General features: G+C 67.6%; 19 protein-coding genes, 1 rRNA gene and 1 pseudogene. 5 read left to right on the top strand and 16 right to left on the bottom strand.

Features of this window, described 5'->3' with window-relative positions; translation table 11 throughout:
* The 4 genes from AB0L82_RS28875 to AB0L82_RS28890 all read right to left on the bottom strand — a co-directional run.
* A 16S ribosomal RNA gene (locus AB0L82_RS28875) occupies positions 1-84 on the bottom strand; the annotation flags it as partial.
* Positions 85-624: 540 nt separating this feature from the next.
* A complete protein-coding gene (gene tyrS, locus AB0L82_RS28880; RefSeq protein WP_364643027.1) occupies positions 625-1,905 on the bottom strand; it encodes a tyrosine--tRNA ligase in 1,281 nt (426 codons plus the stop codon).
* Positions 1,906-2,192: 287 nt separating this feature from the next.
* Entirely contained in the window at positions 2,193-2,681 is a 489-nt protein-coding gene (locus AB0L82_RS28885) for a DoxX family protein (protein WP_364643029.1), read from the bottom strand.
* Between the two features lie 74 nt (positions 2,682-2,755).
* Entirely contained in the window at positions 2,756-3,424 is a 669-nt protein-coding gene (locus tag AB0L82_RS28890) for an FCD domain-containing protein (protein ID WP_364643031.1), read from the bottom strand.
* A gap of 214 nt (positions 3,425-3,638) precedes the next feature.
* Here AB0L82_RS28890 and AB0L82_RS28895 point away from each other — a divergent pair.
* A pseudogene (locus AB0L82_RS28895) lies at positions 3,639-4,985 on the top strand (2-isopropylmalate synthase); the annotation flags it as partial.
* A gap of 4 nt (positions 4,986-4,989) precedes the next feature.
* Here AB0L82_RS28895 and AB0L82_RS28900 read toward each other — a convergent pair.
* The 5 genes from AB0L82_RS28900 to AB0L82_RS28920 form a co-directional block, all read right to left on the bottom strand.
* Positions 4,990-5,616, bottom strand: a complete 627-nt coding sequence (locus tag AB0L82_RS28900) for a Clp protease N-terminal domain-containing protein (protein WP_364643033.1) — start codon at positions 5,614-5,616, stop codon at positions 4,990-4,992.
* 70 nt (positions 5,617-5,686) lie between these two features.
* A complete protein-coding gene (locus tag AB0L82_RS28905) occupies positions 5,687-6,301 on the bottom strand; it encodes a DNA-3-methyladenine glycosylase (RefSeq protein WP_364643035.1) in 615 nt (204 codons plus the stop codon).
* A gap of 131 nt (positions 6,302-6,432) precedes the next feature.
* Positions 6,433-6,756, bottom strand: a complete 324-nt coding sequence (locus AB0L82_RS28910) for a DUF3761 domain-containing protein (RefSeq protein WP_364643037.1) — start codon at positions 6,754-6,756, stop codon at positions 6,433-6,435.
* A gap of 177 nt (positions 6,757-6,933) precedes the next feature.
* Positions 6,934-7,866: an RNA polymerase sigma-70 factor gene (locus AB0L82_RS28915; protein ID WP_364643039.1), complete on the bottom strand. Its 933-nt coding sequence runs from the start codon at positions 7,864-7,866 to the stop codon at positions 6,934-6,936.
* Positions 7,867-7,940: 74 nt separating this feature from the next.
* Positions 7,941-9,125: an FAD-dependent oxidoreductase gene (locus AB0L82_RS28920; RefSeq protein ID WP_364643040.1), complete on the bottom strand. Its 1,185-nt coding sequence runs from the start codon at positions 9,123-9,125 to the stop codon at positions 7,941-7,943.
* Positions 9,126-9,304: 179 nt separating this feature from the next.
* On the opposite strand from AB0L82_RS28920, the gene AB0L82_RS28925 reads away from it, so the two are divergent.
* Complete coding sequence (locus AB0L82_RS28925; protein ID WP_364643042.1) at positions 9,305-10,030, top strand: DsbA family oxidoreductase; 726 nt, start codon at positions 9,305-9,307, stop codon at positions 10,028-10,030.
* 3 nt (positions 10,031-10,033) lie between these two features.
* On the opposite strand, the gene AB0L82_RS28930 is transcribed toward AB0L82_RS28925, so the two are convergent.
* The 4 genes from AB0L82_RS28930 to AB0L82_RS28945 form a co-directional block, all read right to left on the bottom strand.
* A complete protein-coding gene (locus AB0L82_RS28930) occupies positions 10,034-10,447 on the bottom strand; it encodes a hypothetical protein (protein ID WP_364643044.1) in 414 nt (137 codons plus the stop codon).
* The gene (locus AB0L82_RS28935; RefSeq protein ID WP_364644163.1) at positions 10,444-11,586 is read right to left on the bottom strand and encodes a molybdopterin-dependent oxidoreductase; all 1,143 of its coding nucleotides are present in this window, start codon (positions 11,584-11,586) and stop codon (positions 10,444-10,446) included. Before AB0L82_RS28935 ends, AB0L82_RS28930 begins: the two co-directional genes overlap by 4 nt.
* A gap of 310 nt (positions 11,587-11,896) precedes the next feature.
* Positions 11,897-12,586, bottom strand: coding sequence for a DUF2064 domain-containing protein (locus tag AB0L82_RS28940; RefSeq protein WP_364643046.1), 690 nt, complete (start codon positions 12,584-12,586; stop codon positions 11,897-11,899).
* Complete coding sequence (locus AB0L82_RS28945) at positions 12,583-13,248, bottom strand: glycosyltransferase family 2 protein (RefSeq protein ID WP_364643048.1); 666 nt, start codon at positions 13,246-13,248, stop codon at positions 12,583-12,585. Before AB0L82_RS28945 ends, AB0L82_RS28940 begins: the two co-directional genes overlap by 4 nt.
* Positions 13,249-13,373: 125 nt before the next feature.
* On the opposite strand from AB0L82_RS28945, the gene AB0L82_RS28950 reads away from it, so the two are divergent.
* Genes AB0L82_RS28950 through AB0L82_RS28960 form a run of 3 tightly spaced genes read left to right on the top strand, consistent with a single transcriptional unit; the run spans position 13,374 to position 16,787 of the window.
* The gene (locus AB0L82_RS28950; RefSeq protein WP_364643050.1) at positions 13,374-15,062 is read left to right on the top strand and encodes a hypothetical protein; all 1,689 of its coding nucleotides are present in this window, start codon (positions 13,374-13,376) and stop codon (positions 15,060-15,062) included.
* 5 nt (positions 15,063-15,067) lie between these two features.
* Positions 15,068-15,763 carry a response regulator transcription factor gene (locus AB0L82_RS28955; RefSeq protein ID WP_364643052.1) on the top strand — a complete coding sequence of 232 codons (696 nt, stop codon included), beginning with the start codon at positions 15,068-15,070 and terminating at the stop codon, positions 15,761-15,763.
* Positions 15,753-16,787 carry a HAMP domain-containing sensor histidine kinase gene (locus AB0L82_RS28960; RefSeq protein ID WP_364643054.1) on the top strand — a complete coding sequence of 345 codons (1,035 nt, stop codon included), beginning with the start codon at positions 15,753-15,755 and terminating at the stop codon, positions 16,785-16,787. Before AB0L82_RS28955 ends, AB0L82_RS28960 begins: the two co-directional genes overlap by 11 nt.
* Before the next feature lie 124 nt (positions 16,788-16,911).
* On the opposite strand, the gene AB0L82_RS28965 is transcribed toward AB0L82_RS28960, so the two are convergent.
* The 3 genes from AB0L82_RS28965 to AB0L82_RS28975 form a co-directional block, all read right to left on the bottom strand.
* A complete protein-coding gene (locus tag AB0L82_RS28965) occupies positions 16,912-17,967 on the bottom strand; it encodes an NAD-dependent epimerase/dehydratase family protein (protein ID WP_364643056.1) in 1,056 nt (351 codons plus the stop codon).
* Position 17,968: 1 nt separating this feature from the next.
* Positions 17,969-18,109, bottom strand: coding sequence for a hypothetical protein (locus tag AB0L82_RS28970; RefSeq protein WP_364643058.1), 141 nt, complete (start codon positions 18,107-18,109; stop codon positions 17,969-17,971).
* A 116-nt stretch (positions 18,110-18,225) separates the two neighbouring features.
* On the bottom strand, positions 18,226-19,422 hold the full coding sequence (locus AB0L82_RS28975) for a low temperature requirement protein A (protein ID WP_364643060.1): 1,197 nt from the start codon (positions 19,420-19,422) through the stop codon (positions 18,226-18,228).
* Positions 19,423-19,475 lie beyond the last annotated feature (53 nt).

A 19,475-nucleotide genomic window follows, 5' to 3' on the forward strand; every position in this document is an offset into this window, starting at 1 on the left:
CCCCGAAGGGCCTTACCGCTCGACTTGCATGTGTTAAGCACGCCGCCAGCGTTCGTCCTGAGCCAGGATCAAACTCTCCGTTGAAGACTCTCAACCCCACCCCGAAGGGTGCAATTGGAAGAATTAACCAGAGTCCGAAAACCTTGGCAAAATCAAACGCCAGCAAAAGTATTTGCTGACTAAATGTCCGACACTTCTCACACGGGGGTGTGGAAGGCCGGAACCAATAAAATATTGGCACTGACATTCATCGACACACTATTGAGTTCTCAAAGAACAGGCGCACAAATCATCCGGCCGCTTTAGCGACCCTCAGAAGAGGCAACTTTTGCAGCCTACCGGCCGCATCCCGCAGAGTCAAACTCGGGGTTGTGGATCGGTTCGCAGGCTGCCAGGCGCTCCTCGTACGACCTCGTTGTCCGGTTCCGCGTTTCCAGCTTCTGAGCTGGGCGTTTGGCACCCGGTCGGTGTCCGTGTCGCTCTGACCTGGAATAAGTTACGTGGCGGAAAACGGAGAGTCAAATCGCCTGGTCACGGGCGCGTCTTCGCAGTTCACGAAGGTCCGCACCGAGCCGTTTCCCGACCCGGGCCACCTTTTTGTGACCCAGGTCATGGAAAACAAGATCATTCGGCCCGGCGGACGCCGGCGAAGTTCTTCTTGCCGCGGCGCAGCACCAGCCAGCTGCCGTGCAGGTAGTCCGACTCCGAGGGAGTCCACTCCAGATCGGAGACGCGTTCGTTGTTCACCGATGCGCCACCCTCATTGACAGCGCGGCGAGCCGCGGCGCGACTCTCGGAAAGACCACTGGACACCAGTAGATCGACAATCGTCGATTCCGCGGTGGCCTCGGCGACCTTGCCCTCAACCGCGGCCTCGGTGAGCGCGGCGGCCAAGGTCGACTCGTTCAGATCGCGCAGTTCACCGCGGCCGAACAGCGCCTGACTGGCCAGCTGCACCGAACGGGTGTGCTCCTCACCGTGCACGAGCGTGGTCATCTCGGCGGCCAGGCGACGCTGCGCCTCCCGAGCATGCGGGCGCTCGGTGGTGGCCGTCTCCAGTTCGTCCAGTTCCTCGCGGGACAGGAAGGTGAACCAGCGCAGGTAGCGGACCACATCGGCGTCCGCAGTATTCACGAAGTACTGGTACCAGGCGTAGGGGCTGGTCATCTCCGGATCGAGCCAGAGGCTGCCGCCGCCGGTGGACTTGCCGAACTTCTTGCCGTCCGCCGAGGTCACCAGGGGAACGGTCAGGGCGTGCACGTGCTCACCGTCGACGCGACGGTTCAGCTCGACGCCCGCGATGATGTTGCCCCACTGATCCGAGCCGCCGACCTGCAACCGGCATTCATGATTGCGGCGCAGCTGGAGGTAGTCGTTGGCCTGCAACAACATGTAGGAGAACTCGGTGTAGGACATGCCGTCGCTCTCCAGCCGCCGCTTGACGGTGTCGCGGGCCAGCATGACGTTCACCGAGAAGTGCTTGCCGATATCGCGCAGGAAGGAGACCGTGCTCAACGGCCCGGTCCAATCCATATTGTTCGCGATGATCGCACCCGTCGGGGAATCGTCGATATCGACGAAACGCTCCAGCTGGGAGCGGATGCGCCCGGCCCATTCGGCGACGGTGTCGGTGGAGTTCATCGAGCGTTCGCCCACATCACGCGGGTCGCCGATGAGGCCGGTCGCGCCACCCGCGAGGACCACGGGGCGATTGCCCGCACGCTGAAAACGCTTGAGCGCCAACAGCGGAACGAGATGTCCGGCGTGCAGGCTGGCGGCGGTGGGATCGAATCCCGCATAGAGGGTGATCGGGCCCTTCGCCAGCTCCGCACGCAATGCGTCCAGATCGGTGGACTGCGCGATCAAACCGCGCCAGGTCAGTTCATCAATGATGTCGCCGCTCACTGGGTTTATCTTGCCCTCCGCTCCGCTCCGGGCGGATCGCGGCCCCGGAGTGTCCCATTTCTTCCCTCCCTCCGCTCCCCCGCTTCGCTCCTCCGCTCCACTCAGTCCAGAAACGGGACGGGCCGCGATCTCGGGGTGCGGTTCAGGAGTTCGTTCTCGTGCTCGCGGACAGCCCCGCCCGCGAGCACGAGAAGCGGATGACAGCGGTCACCACTGCCATCCGCACAACCGGATCCGCTCTCGGCGTCCCCGAGAGCGGATCCGGTGTCGAAGCACTATTCATCGGGTCAGTGCTTGGCCAGGTCCGTGAAAATGGAGAAGGAGGCGCGGCGCTCGTAGGCGATCCAGGCGAACATGACGGCCAGCACCAGCGGGAAGGGAGCCAGGGCCGGGGCGTCGAGCAAGAAGATCTGGGTGAGAGCGGCCAGCACGGTGGTGATGGACAGACCTGCGGCGGCCGGGCCGCTCAGACGAGGCACCAGCAGGCCGATACCGCCGGAGACCTCGACGACGCCGGTGAAGTAGCGGAACCATTCACCCCAGCCGATGGTGCGGAAGGACTCGACCGCATCGTGCTGGCCGACCAGCTTGGGCAGGCCCGAGGCGATGATGAAGAAGAGGCCGAAGAGGATTTGCAGGGTCCACAGCACGCGGTTGCGGGTCTTGCCGGGGGCGGCCGGGGCGGCGACGGTGGTGGTGGTCTGGGCGGATGCGGCGATGGCGGTCATGATGAGTTTCCTTCTGGGGGTTGCGAGTTCGGGGCTGAACTCGGTCATGGGTTAGGACGGGACCCCCCGCGGAAACTCATCGGTGCCGCGAAAAGAAATTTCGAGAATGATCTTTTGCCTGGTCAGGCGAGCGCGGCCCGGAGCGCGGTGAGGTGGACGCGGCTGGCGCTGGCGGCGACATCGGGCTTGCGGGCGCGGATGGCGACATAGAGGTCCTCGTGCGCGTGATGATCGGCGGGTGGATCGGCGATGGGCCGAATGCGGAGCATATCGATCATCGAGCGGCGCAGGCGCGGGACGAAGGCGTTGAACATCTCCAGCAGGATGTCGTTGTGCGCGGCGACCACGACGGTGCGGTGGAAGGCGGTGTCCGCGTCGACGAGGGCTTCGATCGAAGCGTCGGCCTCGGCGCGGGCGGTGAGGGCGCGCAGGATGTTTCGCAGATCCGCGGGGGTGCGCCGGGCGGCGGCCAAGGCGGCGGCTTCGGCTTCGATGGCGATGCGGGCCTCGATGACGGCAGCGATATCCGCCCGGCGCAGCACGGTGTCCCAGTCCTCGGCCACATCCAGGGAGGTGACGAAAACGCCCGCACCCTGGCGGCTTTCGAGGACGCCCCGGCCCGCGAGCTCCCGGATGGCTTCGCGCAGCGTGGAGCGGCCGACGCCGAGCTGAGCGGCCAGGGTGGTTTCGCCGGGTAGCCGGTGGCCCAGTTCCCATTCGCCCGCGCGCAGCCGTTCGAGTAGTACCTCTGCGGCTTGTGCGGCGAGTGGGTGCCGCTGGACCTGGGACATATCCGTTTTGCCTCTCTACTTGTCTGAGGAGTTGTTTCCCTCTAGTCTAGGCCACATGCTTCAGGGTGTGCTGCTTCTGCTTCTCCGCCGCGACGGGGTCTGATCGACCGGCACCCCGTCCGCGGGTTGCGGTGCTGCGCCGGTCTGCCTTCCGACGCGAAAGACAGCAACCGTGTTCTCTGCCAACAACTGGAATCGCCAGCAGCCCTCCGCCATGCCGTCGCATCGGTACAGCGATGTGTACCAACGGGTTTCGGTACCGCTGACCGAACGGCACTGGCCGTCGAACCGGATCACGCAGGCCCCGCTGTGGGTGCCGGTGGATCTGCGGGACGGTAATCAAGCCCTGCACGAGCCGATGGATCCGGAGCGCAAGCGCCGGTTCTTCGAAATGCTGGTGGCCATGGGCTACAAGGAGATCGAGGTCGGGTATCCCAGCGCCTCGCAGGCCGACTTCGATTTCGTGCGGCTGATCGGCACCGAGGGGCTCGCGCCCGAGGATGTGTCGATCGTCGTATTCACGCCCGCCCGAAGGGATTTGATCGAGCGGACGATCGAATCGGTGCGCGGCATCACCAATGACGTTGTCATCCATATGTATATCGCGACCGCCCCGACCTGGCGCGATGTGGTGCTGGGGTCATCGCGGGAGCAGGTGGCCGACCTGATCATGGCGGGTGGGCGCGACATCCTGGAACTGGCAAAGGATCTGCCGAATGTGCGGTTCCAGTTCTCGCCCGAGGTGTTCATGCTGACCGAACCCGATTTCGTGCTGGATATCTGTGATCGCATCACCACGCTGTGGGATGCGACACCGCAGCGGCCGGTGGTGCTGAATCTGCCCGCGACGGTCGAGGTGGCGACGCCGAACGTGTACGCCGATCAGATCGAGTACATGCATCGGAATCTGGCGCGGCGGGACAGCGTCATCCTGTCGGTGCATCCGCACAATGATCGCGGCACCGGTATCGCCGCCGCGGAGTTGGCGGTGCTGGCCGGGGCGCAGCGGGTGGAGGGCTGCGTATTCGGCAATGGTGAGCGCACCGGCAATGTGGATCTGGCGGTGCTGGCGTTGAATCTGCACGCGCAGGGCGTGAATCCGATGATCGACTTCTCCGATATCGACCGGGTGCGCGAGACGGTGGAGTACTGCACGCGGCTGCCGATTCACGATCGGCATCCCTATGCCGGGGATCTGGTGTACACCGCGTTCTCCGGGACGCATCAGGACGCCATCAGGAAGGGGTTCGCCGAACATCGGTCCCGGGCCGCCGAAGTTGGGCAGCCGGAGCGTGAAATCCCTTGGCGGGTACCATATCTGCCGATCGATCCGGCCGATGTGGGCCGCTCCTACGATGCGGTGATCCGGGTGAATTCGCAGTCCGGCAAGGGCGGTATCGCATATCTGCTGGAGCAGGAGTACGGGATCGAGATGTCGCGGCGCACCCAGATCGAGTTCGCGCGGTACGTGCAGGAGTATCTGGATCGGACCGGGACCGAGGTGTCGGCGCTGACGCTGCGGGAGTTGTTCATCGAGCGCTACGGGGCCGACGCGATGGCGTGATTCAGGCGCCCGCATCCTCTCGACCGCCGCCGAGCCGCTGCTCCAGTTCGGTGACGCGGCGTTCGAGGGCCGCGATGCGCTGCTCGAGGTCATCGGAGCCGTTGGCACGGTCATCGGATCCGGCGGGTTCGGGATCCTCGCCGATGTCCCGCAGTAGCGGTGCCGCCTCCGGGATGCCATGCGATTCGAGCACCCGGGCGCGCACCCGGTCGGCGTCCGCGTCCATGGCGCGCAGCACCTGCGCGGCCACGCCCTCACCCTCCACGACCAGGCCGAGCAGCAGATGTTCGGGACGAATCTCGTTCTGCCCCAGATCTTTCGATTCGTAGAACGAGATCTCGAGCACTCGGCGCGCCCTGGGTGTGAAGGGGATGTGGCCCGATGCGGCCGCGGTTCCCCGGCCGATCAACTCCCCCACCCGGCCGCGCACCGCGTCCAGGCTGATGCCGAGGTCGGCGAGTATGCGCGCCGCCACCCCGTCGTCATCGCGCAGCAGTCCGAGCAGCAGATGTTCGGTGCCGATGTAATTGTGATCGAAGCCCAGGGCCTCTTCCTGAGCCAGAATGACGATCCGGCGGGCTTGCGGCGAGAAGCGATCGAACATGGCATGGACCCCCTTGCTGAGCACTGTGCTTTTCACGGTAGCCCCGGCCGGGGTGGTTCTCGCCGAATCCGCTGGTGTACTTCGGGTTCGGGTGTCAAGCCGGGTGCGGGGCGCGCGGACTGCGACGGTAGGCCGATACCGCCGGTGAATCGGTGAGCCAGAGCCGCCACGGCCGATCGGCGGCCAGGCTCACACCGACTCGAGGTCCGGCGGAAATCGCGGTGGGATCGGTGATCTCGGGTCCGAGTTCCAGTCGGATCGGCGATTTCGGGTCGAAGAGGTGAATACCGTAGTCGCTCAAGGAGATTCCGAGGGCGCTGCCGACATTGCCGGGGCCTTTGGCGAGTGCGGCATCGGTGCGCGCGGCGGGGCGGCGGGCGCGGGCCTCGTCCTGACCGGCGATGATCTCGCCCGCACGGATGAGTACGGCGCTGGCGATGCCGTCGGGACCGGTGGTGACGTTCACGCAGGTGTGCATGCCGTAGCTGAAGTAGACGTACAGCACGCCCGGCGGGCCGAACATGACGGCATTGCGCGGGGTGCGGCCCCGCCCCGAGTGCGCGGCGGGATCGTGCCACGGTCCGGCAGGATCTCCCCCGTATGCCTCGACCTCGACGATTCGCATACCGACCGGCCCGGACCACAACGTCGCGCCGAGCAATCGTCGGGCGGCTAGTAGCGGTTCGACGGCCAACTCTTCGGCATCCACGACAGGCCATTGTTCCCGGAACGGATTCCGAGCCGAGTCCCGGGACGGCGGAACCCGCGCACCCGGACTCGGGCGCGCGGGTTCCGGTGCGCCGTCCCGGTAGGGATTCGGGACGGCGATCGGTCAATCGCTTACAGCCACTGGGAGACGCCGCCGTGGTGCGAGCAGGTGCCGCGGCGGGTCTGGCTGAAGCTGTAGGTGCCGTCGCCGCAGCGGGCGGTGGCGCCGTCGGGCGCGGTGTCCGACTGCTGCGGGCGCTGGACGCAATTGCCCTGCGCGTTCTCGTACTGGCTGGACGGGCAGGCCGCTTCCATCAGTACGGGTGCGGCCGTGGCCGGAGCGGAGGTGAAGGCGGCCGCGCCCATCATGACGGCGAACAGGGCGGGTAGTGCGGAGCGCTTCGCCAACGCGGCGGACCGGCCGATCAGGGCCGGTCGGGTTCCCCCAAAACTCATTCGGAATCCTTCTAGCAGTGCGTATTTCGGTCGGGGGGATAGTGCATCCCCCCGGATTGAGCCGCGTTAGCGTAACGCGGGCCGGTTGCTCTGCTCGAGGGCCGAATCCAAGTTGGCACGGGATGACAGTGTTTTCCGTGCCCGCTGGCGAATTCCGTCGGTCGTGAGCCGAGATAGCTATTGCGTTGCGGACCCTGGGATCTCACCCGCGCCGGGTCGCAGACCGGACAGCTTGTCTGGATTGATCTGAAAGCGCAGATTCTCGATGCGCCCGCCGATCAGATCGAAGGTGAGCGCGCCGACGATGAAATCACCGATCTTGCCCAGAATGCCGAGTTCACCATTGATGACCGCGGGCTCGAGGTGGATACCCGCGCTGATCGGTTTGGCCATGACGCCGAGCATCCAGCGCGCCACATGATCCGGGCCGAACAGCGGGCGGCGCGCGGCGGTGACCTTGCCGCCGCCGTCGTTCCACAGCGTCACCTCGGGTGCGAGCAGTTCCATCAGGGCATTGACATCGCCGCCGTGGCAGGCGGCCATGAACTTCTCGGTGATCTCGCGGCGAGCGCCGTCATCGGCGTCGAATCGCGGTCGGCGCGACTGCACATGCGAGCGGGCGCGGTGCGAGATCTGCCGAACGGTGGCCTCGGGGCGGTCCAGGAAACCGGCGATTTCGGCGTGCGAGTAGCCGAATACCTCGCGCAGTACGAATACCGCCCGTTCGACGGGGGTGAGGGTTTCCAGGACGACCAGCATGGCGGTCGACACGGTGTCGGCCATCTCGGTCTCCTGCGCTGCGTCGGTGGTGGTCAACAGAGGTTCGGGAAGCCATGGGCCGATATAGGTTTCGCGGGTGGCCCGGGCGGAGGTGAGGCGGTTCAGGCAGAGGTTGGTGACGGCCCGCACCAGGTAGGACTTGGTGTGCTGCACCGAATCCCGTTCGGTGCCATGCCATTTGATCCAGGCGTCTTGGAGGACGTCCTCGGCGTCGGTGACCGAGCCGAGCATTTGGTACGCCGTGCCGAACAGCAGCCTGCGATGTTCGACGAACGGGTCGACGTCCTCGCGATGCGGTACAGCGGTGTATCTATCCGGCATGGAAATCATATCTACCCGGTCCTACGGTCCGATGGCAACGGCGGGCCGGGGATTTCCGTCATCCCCGGCCGCCGATTCCGACGTCATGCCCGGCCGCGGGTGGCGCGGCCGCCCTTGGACAGCTGCACCGGCATCGGGACGCGCTTGCTCACCGCGTACGAGGTCAGGGGGCTGCCGCTGACCTGCTCCTTGTACGTGACGGCGGCCTTGCCCTTCAGGTACCAGCGCTTCGGGGTGTCATCGGCATTGGTGAACTGGATGACGGCGTCCGAGCGGCCCAGGCTGACCGGCTGGTGGAAATAGCCGAACCGGAACGGCTTGACGGTCTTGCCGCGCAACAGTTTCGCGATGGTTCGAGCGGTGTAGGCGGCGGTGGGCAGACCGCTCTGGCAGGTGCCGTGGATCGGACCCCATGCCTGGTCGATGGCGGCGGCGTCGCCGATGGCGTGGATCTCCGGGTGTGAGAGCGAGCGCAGGGTGGCGTCGGTGCGAATGAGACCCCTTGCGTCGGTGTCGATTCCGGCCGTAGCGGCGAGCGGGGAGACCCGAACCCCGGTGGTCCACAAAGTCATATCCGAGTGGATGAGTTCACCGGTGTCCAGGCGCACGGCATCGGGCAGCACCTTGGTGACCTTCGCGCCGACGATGCGCTCGATCCCGAACCGGTCCAGTGCGCGGTTCAGGTGGGCGCGGGCCTTTTCGCCCATCATCGCGCCCGGTTCGGCATTGCTGATCAGGGTGACGGTGAGTTCCGGGTGGGCTTCGGCGATCTCGGCGGCAGCTTCGATGCCGGTGAGGCCGCCGCCGCAGACGGTGACCGAACCACTCTGTGCCGCAATCTCATTCAGTCGGATCGAGAAGCGCCGGGCCAGGCGCGGATCGTTCAGGGTCCAGGCGTGGTCGTTCGCACCGGGCACCTGCCCGGTGTCGGTGGCACTGCCGAGCGCGTAGACGAGGGTGTCGTAGCGCAGCGGGGCATGCCCGTCGTCGAGGGTGACGATGCGCGCCTCCGGATCGATGGCGGTGGCCGCGGCCTGCCGGAATTCGATGCCGGTGCCCGCGATCAGATCCGCGATCCGGTGATCGCCGAGTTCCTGTCCGGCCGCGATCTGGTGCATGCGCAAGCGCTCGGTGAAGCGCGCCGACGGATTCACCAGGGTGATGCGCACGGCGAGTTTGCGGGTGCGGTTGGCCAGTTGCAAGGCGGCCAGCATGCCGGTGTAGCCAGCGCCGAGGACGACGATTTCGTGGGTGTCGGTGGTGTTCATCGCTGCGCTCCGAAGGGTGTGTTCCCGTGTGGTCGGCTATGGGACAGCCGAGGGCCCGCGAACGTGACAACCGCGTCGCGTGACCTGGGTCACCATGGAATCTTCGAGCCTCGCCACCGGTTGGTTCATACGGTGGCCGGGTCTCCGGCCTGCGAGTTGCCACTATCGAGTGAGGTGTGATGGCCGTACAGGTCGAGATCTGGACCGATATCAACTGCCCGTTCTGCTATCTGGGCAAGCGGCGGTTCGAGGAGGCCCTCGAAGCTTTCCCGCACCGCGACGCGGTATCGGTGGTGCACAAATCCTTCGAGCTGGATCCGACGCTGCCGCGCGATCACAGCGATGCGGTGGTGCCGCATATCGCCGAGAAGTACGGGATCAGCGAGGCGCAGGCCGCCGCGAATGAGCGCGGTATCGGCGCGCAGGCCGAGGCGGCGGGACTGACCTACCTGACCTCGGGACGTGACTTCGGCAATAGCTTCGATATGCATCGGCTGCTGCACTTCGCGCTCGCGGAGGGTCGTCAGGAAGCGTTGCTGGACGCGCTGTACGCGGCCAATTTCGCGGTGGACGCACCGCTGTTCGGTGATGCCGAGCGGCTCGTTCAGGTCGCGGTGGACGCGGGATTCGATGAGTCGGCCGTGCGCGAGGTGCTCGACTCCGATGCCTACGCCGAGGCGGTGCGGGCCGATGAGGCCGAGGCGGCCGCGCTCGGAGCGCGGGGTGTGCCGTTCTTCGTCATCGATCGCAAGTACGGGGTGTCGGGCGCGCAGCCGCCGGAGGTGTTCGCGCAGGCGCTGGAGCAGGCGTGGAGTGACCACGCACCGCAGCTGGTGACGTTGCCCGGGTCCGCGGACGCCGAGGCGTGCGGCCCGGACGGTTGCGCTGTGCCGGAACGGAATTGACGGTCAGTCGACCGTCGAACGGGTGGTGCGGACGCGGCGCAGCAGGAGTGCGACCGGGGTCCACACCACCGCCAGTGAAATGAGCAGTCCCGCAAGGTAATCGCGGTTCAGGATGGTGGGGTTGCTCGCGAGCGCTCCCGCACGATCGATGACCGGGACCGCGATCAGCAGCAGGGTGATCGTGCAGACCGCGCCGCAGGCGACCGGAGCCCACCAGCCGGACGGGAGCAGGCGACGCCCGGTCACGCCGAGGGCGGCGGCGATCGGTGCGAAAACGCCGTCGTGCAACAGGATTCCGGCGGCGAACCACAGCGCGATCGAGCGCAGGTCCGCGGGATTCATCTCCAGCAGCAGGCTGATGCCGTACCAGCCGAGCCACAGCCCGAGTGCGATGAGCAGCACACGAATGATTCTCACGAGAGCACCTCGATGGTCGAAAGCCATTTGGTTTGCAGGACTCCGGGGCGGTTCGGGGCGATGAGACGGCAGGGGTAGCCGTGGTCCAGGGTGAGGTCCTCGCCATTGAGGCGCAGCGCCACCAGGGTGGAGTCGTCGACGGCGCGGCGGCGCGGCAGTACCGAGGTGCGGTAGAGGCCGCCGGGTTCGAGGGATTCGAAACGCACATCGCCGCCGTGGAATTCGCCGACCGCGGTGAGCAGATCGCGCAGGCGCACACCGGACCAGTGGGCCGAGGCGCTCCAGCCTTCGACGCAGGCGATCGGCAGGGCGGCGGTGGTCTGCGGTAGCGCGGCCAATTCGGCGCGGCTGAATTCGCGATGACCGCCGGACGTGCGCACCGTGAGCCGGTAGCCGGGATCGCGGGCCTTGTCCCCCACCCCAGCATCGGCGGCGGTGCGGTTGATCGGAACGCCCTGCGGGCCTTCACCACTGCGCGGCGCGAGCACCGCCACCCAGCGCAGGAAGGGCACGGTCTGCCCGGCGACCGCCAAACCCGCTACGACCGCGCCGAGTCCGGCGGTGGTCAGCACCGCGCGGCGGGAGATGCCGGAGACTGTCGAATCCTCCCGCACCACAGCATCTTCCGTCTCGGCGATCGGGCGGCTCAGAGCTGTGCGAATGACCGGCAGTTTCACGGCGAGATGAATCGCCAGCGCGCCCGACGCCACATAGGCCATGGCGTAGTGCGTGGTGGTGAAGAAGAACTTCCACGGGTAGAACTGCGCCGTATTGAACAGCCCGGTGACCAGCTGGAAAATCACCGAACCCACCAGCAGCGCAATCGATCCGCGCTCCAGCAGGCGCAGCGGATTCCCGATGAGCGGACGGCTGAACAGTCGCGGATACACCGACCACAGCTTGACCAGCAGCAGCGGTATCGCGATCACGCCCGAGATCACATGCGCGCCCTGGGTGACCCGATACAGCCACACCGGATTCGCGGGCCAGTAGAACCACGTCGGCGGATGCTGAATCCAATGACTGATCAGCCCGGTCAGGAAGCAGACGAGAATGCTGAGGCCGAGGGCGATTCCGACCCGGGCCGCCACCGCCGGACCGCGCGCCGCCGAAATCCGATGGACGAGCGGGGCGGGCAGCAGTAGCCCCGCCCCCTCGGGAACCGTCGGCGCGGTCGGCCGAGCCTGCTCCGAATCCTGCTGCTCGATAGGGGCGTTCGCCACAGAATCGGCACCCACGGCTTCGGCGCTCGGCCGAGCGACGGCGTCTTTCGCTCCCGGCGTGCGGCCCGTTCCCGTTTGCTCCGAAGCTACCGGGTTCGTCGCCGATACCGGCGCGGCTGCTGGTGTATCCGGTCCTGCCGCACCGGTGTCGGCGCGATCATCGCGGGGCTGTCGCGGTGTCGTATTCATTGGGCCGGATGCATTCTCGGGTCGGGGCGGTGGACGGTCACAGCAGGGCGGGGGTCACTGCCGCGGCGAGCCGATCGAAGGTCGCGGCGAATTGGCCGGTGGAGTGCGCCGCGACCGTGACGGCGTCGGCGTAGGTGTCGACGTCGGTGAGGACCGGGAGGCGGTGGACGCGGTAACCGCAGCGGCGCACGGCCTCCCGGGTGAGTTCGCCGGTGCGGGCGGTGGACATGGGGACCTCGGTCAGCAGGCGAGCGGGGCGCGGATCGGTCAATCCCAGTGCCCACCAGCCACCGTCGGCGGCCGGACCGAGGACGGCATCGCCGCTGGCGGTCAGATGCAGGACCGAACGGGTGAGGAGTTCGGGACCGGCCTGCGGGGTGTCCATACCGATTTGCAGGACGGGGACGCCGAATTGGGCGGCGTCGGCGTGCGCGTTGGCGAGGCGTTCGCCGAAGGTGTTGCCGCGCTGCGGGATCACGGTGAAATCACGCAGCGCGAGGGACAGGGCGGCGGATTCCTGTGCGTCGTCGAGGTTTCCGGTCCAGGCAACCATGCGATGCCGGGCGCCGCAGGCGCGCACGGCCGCCAGGGTGTCCAGAAGTGCGGCGGCGGCCAGGCGGGCGGCGTCACGGGGTGAGAACGGCGGTGTCAGACGGGTTTTGGCGAAGCCCGCGATGGGGGCCTTGGCGATCACGAGCAGGGTGGCGGGGACGGTGGCGGGCCTCATCGGACACTCCAGAAGTCTTTGGCTGCGCGCAGGGTGCCGCGCAGCGAACCGGAAACCTTGGATCGGCCGTGGGTGCGCGGCCGGTAGGTGATATCGCGTTCGACCAGTCGCCAGCCGGAATGCGCTGCGGCGACCAGCAATTCGAGCGGATAGCCGGAGCGCGGGTGCAGCGGGCCCAGGTCGAGCAGTCGGGTGCGATGCACCACGCGCATGGCCGCCACATCGTGGACGGCCAGGCCGTAGCGGTGCCGCAGACGGGCGGCGACGAGTTGATTGCCCAGGCGGGCATGCCAGGGCCAGGCGCCCGCGCGGTGGGCGCGGCGGCGGCCGACCACCATATCCACCTCGGGGCCGAGTTCGGCTACCAGGCCGGGCAATTCGCGCGGATCCATGGAGCCGTCGCCGTCCAGTACGGCCACCACCGCGGTGCGAGCGGCGTGCACGCCCGCTTGGACGGCACTGCCGTAGCCGGGTTCGGGTTCGGCCACGACCTGTGCGCCCGCGAGCCGGGCGACGGCGGCGGTGGCATCGGTGGAACCGTTGTCCACCACGATCACCCGGTAGTCGCGCGGGATTGCCGAGAGTACGCCGGGCAGTGCGCCCGCTTCGTCCTTGCATGGGATCACGACGGTGACGCCGTGTTCAACCTCGGATTCGGTCACCCCATGACCGTAGGGCCCAACCGGGTGTTTTCACCGGTAGCGACCGGTGACGAAAGTATGACGAGACCTGGACCGACGCTCATTTCGCGGTGGATCGGCGGGTCGGGCGGCCTAGGGTGGAACCCGTGCGGAATGCCCCCGTCCTGACTCCCCCGCGCCGCCTCACCGGCCGCGCCGATGTGTACTGCGCGACAGCCGGAGCGGTCCTCGTCGCAGCGGCTTTCCTAAACCCGCGAATCCTCAGCGAACCGGCGCGCGGGCGGTTGTACGCCGGGGCCGCGCCGATCTTCGGCAATTGGCTGCCGCATATCGGCTGGGGCACCGCGCCCGCCATCGGCGTGGCGGCACTCGTGATCAGCTACGGACCGACTCTCGCGCATCGGCTGCCTTGGCGGCGGGCGCTCGCGCTGACCTGGTTGACCGCGATCGCCTGGGCGTTCGCGCTGGCGATGGTCGACGGCTGGCAGCGCGGTTTCGCGGGCCGCCTCACCACCCGCGACGAATACCTGCACGAGGTGGGTGGCGTACACGATATCGCCGCCATGCTGCGCGGATTCTCCGGCCGCATCCTCGATTTCCAGCCCAACTCGTGGACCACCCATGTCTCCGGCCACCCGCCGGGCGCACTGCTCAGCTTCGTGTTGCTGGACCGCATCGGCCTCGGCGGCGGAGCCTGGGCGGCGACGCTGTGCCTGCTCGTGGGAACCAGTGCGGTGGTGGCGATTCCGGTCGCGATTCGCGCCCTCGGATCGGCGGACCTCGACCACGGCGCTGGTGTGGACCGCCACAGCGCGGCTACCGGCGATCAGCCGAAATGGTTCAGCCGATTCGCCGGAAGCTCCGATGCCGCGCCCGAATTCACCGATATCGCCGAGCGGCGCGCTCGCGCCGCACTGCCTTTCCTCGCCCTCGCACCCGCGGCGATCTGGATCGCGGTGTCCGCCGACGCGCTCTTCGCCGGTGTGACGGCGTGGGCGGTGGCATTACTCGCGATTGCCACACGGGGGCAGCGGCATTGGGTGGCGACGGGGCTCGCGGCCGGTCTGCTCTTCGGCTTCGGCATATTCCTCAGCTACGGCCTCGTGCTGATGGCGGTCCCCGCCGCCTTCGTACTCGCGGCCCGCACATTCCGTCCGGCCATTCCGGCGCTCATCGGCGTACTGCTGGTGGTGGCCGCGTTCAAGGCCGCCGGATTCTGGTGGCTCGACGGCTATCACCTTGTGGTGCAACGGTATTACCAGGGCATCGCGAGCGAGCGACCGTACTCCTATTGGGTGTGGGCGAACCTCGGAGGCACCGTGTGCGCCCTCGGCCTGGCTCCGGTGGCAGCCCTGGCACGGGTCGCGCGCGGCATAGCGCCGAATATGCCGGGGCCCGCGTCCGCCGCCGATTCGGCGGCACGACTCGCACCGACCGCGGTAGCGCCCGCACACCCGGACGCGGGGAGCGCATTCGACGGAGAGGCGGCCGTCTCGGACCGGGAAGGCGTTGTCGCGTTGTCCGCCCCGCACGATGGTGGGCGGATGAATCCCAGCGGACCGGCCGCACGGTACCCCGCGCTGCTCAGTGCCGTACGGGACTGGCGCGGCGCGGTCGATCCGACCGCATTGGTGGCGGCGGCGGGGCTGACCGCGCTCTTGCTCGCGGATCTCAGTGGGTTGAGTAAGGCTGAGACGGAGCGGATTTGGTTGCCGTTCACGGTGTGGGTGATCGCGGGGGCGGGGTTGTTGCCCACGCGGTGGGGGCGGGTGTGGCTGGGGGTGCAGGCGGTAGGGGCGCTGGTGCTCGTTCATTTCATTCTGACGAATTGGTGAGGCAGATGCGGATTTTGGTGGCCGATGACGATCCCGTGGTGCGCGAGGTGGTGCGGCGATATCTGGAGCGGGACGGGCTCGAGGTGATCGAGACCGCGGATGGGCCCGCGACCGCGGCGGTGCTGGCGCGCGAGGATATCGATCTGGCGGTGCTTGATGTGATGATGCCGCCGCCGGATGGGATCGATTTGACCCGGGCGGTGCGGTCCGGTGCGCGGCCGGGGACGCCGATCATTCTGCTCACCGCGCTCGGGGACGAGGATGACCGGGTGATCGGATTGCAGGCGGGGGCGGACGATTACGTGACCAAGCCGTTCAGTCCGCGCGAGCTGGCGTTGCGGGTGGCCTCGGTGTTGCGGCGGGCGAATCCGGCGGTGGCCGGGGATCAGGTGCTGCGCAGCGGGAGCGTGGAGGTGCGCCGGGCCGCGCGGGTGGTGACGGTGGACGGCGCGCCGGTGGAGTTGACCGCGCGCGAATTCGATCTGCTGGTGTTCCTGCTGTCGAATCAGCAGCGGGTGTTCAGCCGCGACGAATTGCTGGCGCAGGTGTGGGGGTGGACGTTCGGTGATCAATCCACGGTGACCGTGCATATCAAACGGTTGCGCGCGAAACTCGGTGCGGCGCATCGCATCGACACCGTATGGGGTCGCGGATACGCCTGGGGCCGCGTCGATTCCGAGGAGGCGAGCAGTGCCGACTGATATGCCCGGCCTGATCGGTTACGCATTGGCCGCGTCCCTGCCGGTGGTGCTGTTGGGCGCGCTACTGCTGCGCTATCTGCGCAACCGGTCCATGACCACGAGTATGGCCGTGCTGGTGCTGATTCCGACGCTCGCCACCCTCAGCGGTGTGGTGGCGGTGAGCGGGCTCATGTTCGGTGATGAGTTCGAGCGGCTCGCGGTGGTGCTGGCCGTGGTCACCGCGGTGACGGTGCCCGCCGCGGTAGTGCTCGGCCGCGCGCAGGCGCGAACCATGGTGTGGGAGAGGGAAATGCTGGAGCAGGAACGCGCGGCCGAACGATCCCGGCGGGAGTTGGTGGCGTGGGTGAGCCATGATCTGCGCACACCGCTGGCCGGTATCCGCGCCATGGGCGAGGCGCTGGCCGACGGTGTGGTCGCCGAGACCGCGGATGTGGAGCGGTACGCGAATCAGATTGTGCGCGAGACGAATCGGCTCTCCACCATGGTGGACGACCTGTTCGAGATGTCGAAGATCAATTCGGGTGCGCTGCGGCTGAGTCTGGAACCGGTGGATCTGCGCGAGCTCATCGACGAGGTGCTCGCCGCCAATCAGCCGACCGCGCAGCGCGCCGGGGTGAGCTTGACCGCGCGGCAACCCGGGGATCGAATCCTGGTGGCGGGCAGCGATCACGCGCTCAGCCGGGTGCTCACCAACCTGGTCGCCAATGCCATCGCGCACACCCCGCCCGGCGGCCGCATCGATATCTCCACCGGCATCGACGGCGGATACGCCTGGGCGCGAGTCGAAGACACCGGCCCGGGTATCGCCCCCACCGACCTGCCCCGCATCTTCGAGGTCGCCTACCGCGGCACCTCCGCCCGCTCCCCCGCCGCCGACGCGCTGGGCAGCAGCAGCGGGATGGGGCTGGCCATCGCGGCGGGATTGGTGGAGGCGCACCACGGCGATATCACCGCCGAGAACCGCGAGCACGGCGCACGCTTCCAGGTGCGACTGCCGCTGTTGACGGGTGCAGGTGCCAGCTGACAGCGTGCGGACGAGAGGTGTGGATCCCGGCCAAAAGCACGCCGGGACGACGCGGGCTTACCCTACGAGACCGACGCCCGACAGGCACGATCGCTCGGCGGCCTGCCACCTCGGATGATCGGGGTCAGCGCCAGGTCGGGGCTCCGGTGCCCGCCGCGGCTCGGAGTGGCGCGTGCGCGAAGTCCGCCAGGCCGTCGGCCGGCGGGATGGCGGCTTCGAATCCGAGGGCGTGCCTGGCTTTTTCAGGGCTGGCGACGATGTGACGGACGTCGCCGGACCGGTAGTCGCCGGTGACCACCGGGGGTTTGCCGCCGCTGGCGGTCGCCAATATGGACGCCACCTCGCCGATCGTGATGGGATTGCCGGAGGCGATATTCAGTGGGGTGAAGGCCGCGAGGGGCTGTTCGAGCGCGGCGACGTTGGCGGCGGCTATATCGCGGACGTGGACGAAATCCCTTGCCTGGCGGCCGTCTTCGAAGACGCGCGGGGATTCGCCCGCTTCCAGACTGGAGCGGAAGATGGCGGCTACGCCGGAATACGGTGTGTCCCTCGGCATATCGTCGCCGTAGACATTGTGATAGCGCAGCGCGGTGACGGTCGATCCGGTCGCGGTCGCCCAGGCCAGAGCGTAATGCTCCTGTGCCGCTTTGCTCGCCGCGTAGAGACTGCGCGGGTGCAGGGCGGCGGATTCGTCGATGGGAATCCAGTCGAGTGCCCCGCCGGTGGGCGAACGATGATCGAAGAGGCCACGATCCAGATCGGCGCGGTCGCGCGGGCCCGGAATGTAATCGGCTGGGGCGTCCCGGTATCGGCCTTCGCCGTAGACGACCATTGATGACGCCAGCACCAGATGGCGGCAGTGCGCGCGGTCCATGGCGGCGAGCAGCACTGCGGTGCCGAGGTCGTTGTGCGCGGCGTACGCCGGCGCGTCCTGCGCGCTGACGCCCGCGCCCACGACGGCGGCCTGATGACAGACGGCATCGATGCCGCGCAATCGGGCGTCGAGCGCTTCCGGATCGCGCACATCCAGTACCGAGACGCCGACCGGCGGGGTCGCGTCGAATCCGTGCGCGGCGGGGAGCATGAGGTCGACCGCGATCACCTCATGCCCCACGGCGGCCAACGCGCGACGAATGTGCGACCCGATGAATCCGGCCGCGCCGGTGAGCAATACCCGCATGTCAAGCACCGCCGATCGAACTGTCACCGGCACCCGGCACCCCGTCGACCGAGCCGTCGTGTGGATTCCGCGCTTCGCCGATCGAGCCGCCGCTCGCATTCGGGCTCGCACCGCTCGCGCGGTTGCTGAGATTCCAGGTCATGGCGTCGATTGTGGTCGTCGGGCGGACAACGGGCCCGCCCGCGCGCGGCGTGGCGCGGATTCGTCAGTGTTTGGTCATGAGCGGTCCGCGCGTCGACGTTCGGCGCGCGGGCGGTCCTATCCGCGCGGTCGGCGGACGCGCGCTGCGACAGGTGAGTGGCTCAGGTATTTGCCCATTTCGCCGTCGCGAAGGCTGAGGACGTCGTCGAGGATGACGAAGGCGTAGCCGACCAGCACCAGCACCGCCAGCTGCCCCCAGGCCACCCAGAGCACGCCGATGGGCGCGGTCACGAGGACCGCAGCCGCCCCGATCAGCCGCAGCCACGGGCGGGGCAGGCCGAGCACCCGGCGGAAGACGCACTGCCCGAAGAAGTACAGCGCCACACCGCCCGAAAGCGCCAGGGCCGCGGCGGTGCTCGCGGATTCATTGCCGTGCGCGATGGTCATGCTGATGCCGGCGGCGGTGAGGATGATGCCGACGAGCAGTACGTAGAAGGCGTAGTCGTAGGCGGCCAGCGCGGCGCGCGTGCGAGCGCCGGGTGCCAGCGCCGCGAGCGCGTGTTCACCGCGTTCGTCGTCGAGGCCGAAGAACGCCCACCAGAGCACGTACACCAGGGTCAGGCCGAGCGCGACGGTGGCGACCAGCGCGGGCGTGATGTCCTGTCCGGCGAGTCCGGTGCCCAGCGCCACCACCGATTCACCGAGCGCGACGATGATGACCAGGCCGTGCCGTTCACAGAAGTGTGCGACCCGGACCGAGAATCCCTCCGGCCCGAACAGGTACGGGGTGATGATCTGCACGCCGAAGGCCAACCCCCACAGCAGGTATCGCGGCCATTCGTGAATCAAGCCGCCGCCGAGCACCAGGGCCGCGGACAGCAGATTCACCGGGCCGATCTGGCGAATGCCCGCCGCTCCCGCACCGCCCGAGGTGGCGAACATGAGCGTGTGCACGGTGTTGATGAGGAAGTACGCGAGGCCGAAGGCCAGTCCGCTGCCGGTGAACGCGCCCGGAATCGACAGCGCCAGCACGAAGAATCCGAACATGCCGATCAGCAGCCAGGTGCGGCGGTTCGAGCTGTTCGGCGCGACCTCATTGGTGAGCCAGACGTATCCGGCGTACATCCACCAGATGATGCCGAACATGAGTGCCACCTGGCCGAGCGCGGTCCAGCCCGGGTGGTGGGTGAAGGCGTGGGTCAGCTGGGTCATGGTGAAGACGAATACGAGGTCGAAGAACAGTTCCAGGGTGGAAGCACGCACTTGGCCGCCTTCGGCCGCGTCCTCCATCGCACCGGGATAATCGCTGGTCACGCCGGTGATCGTAAAGGCTGAACCGGTAATTCACCATTCCAACCAGCCGGTAT

Source organism: Nocardia sp. NPDC052001 (assembly GCF_040680615.1).
Classification (GTDB): domain Bacteria; phylum Actinomycetota; class Actinomycetes; order Mycobacteriales; family Mycobacteriaceae; genus Nocardia.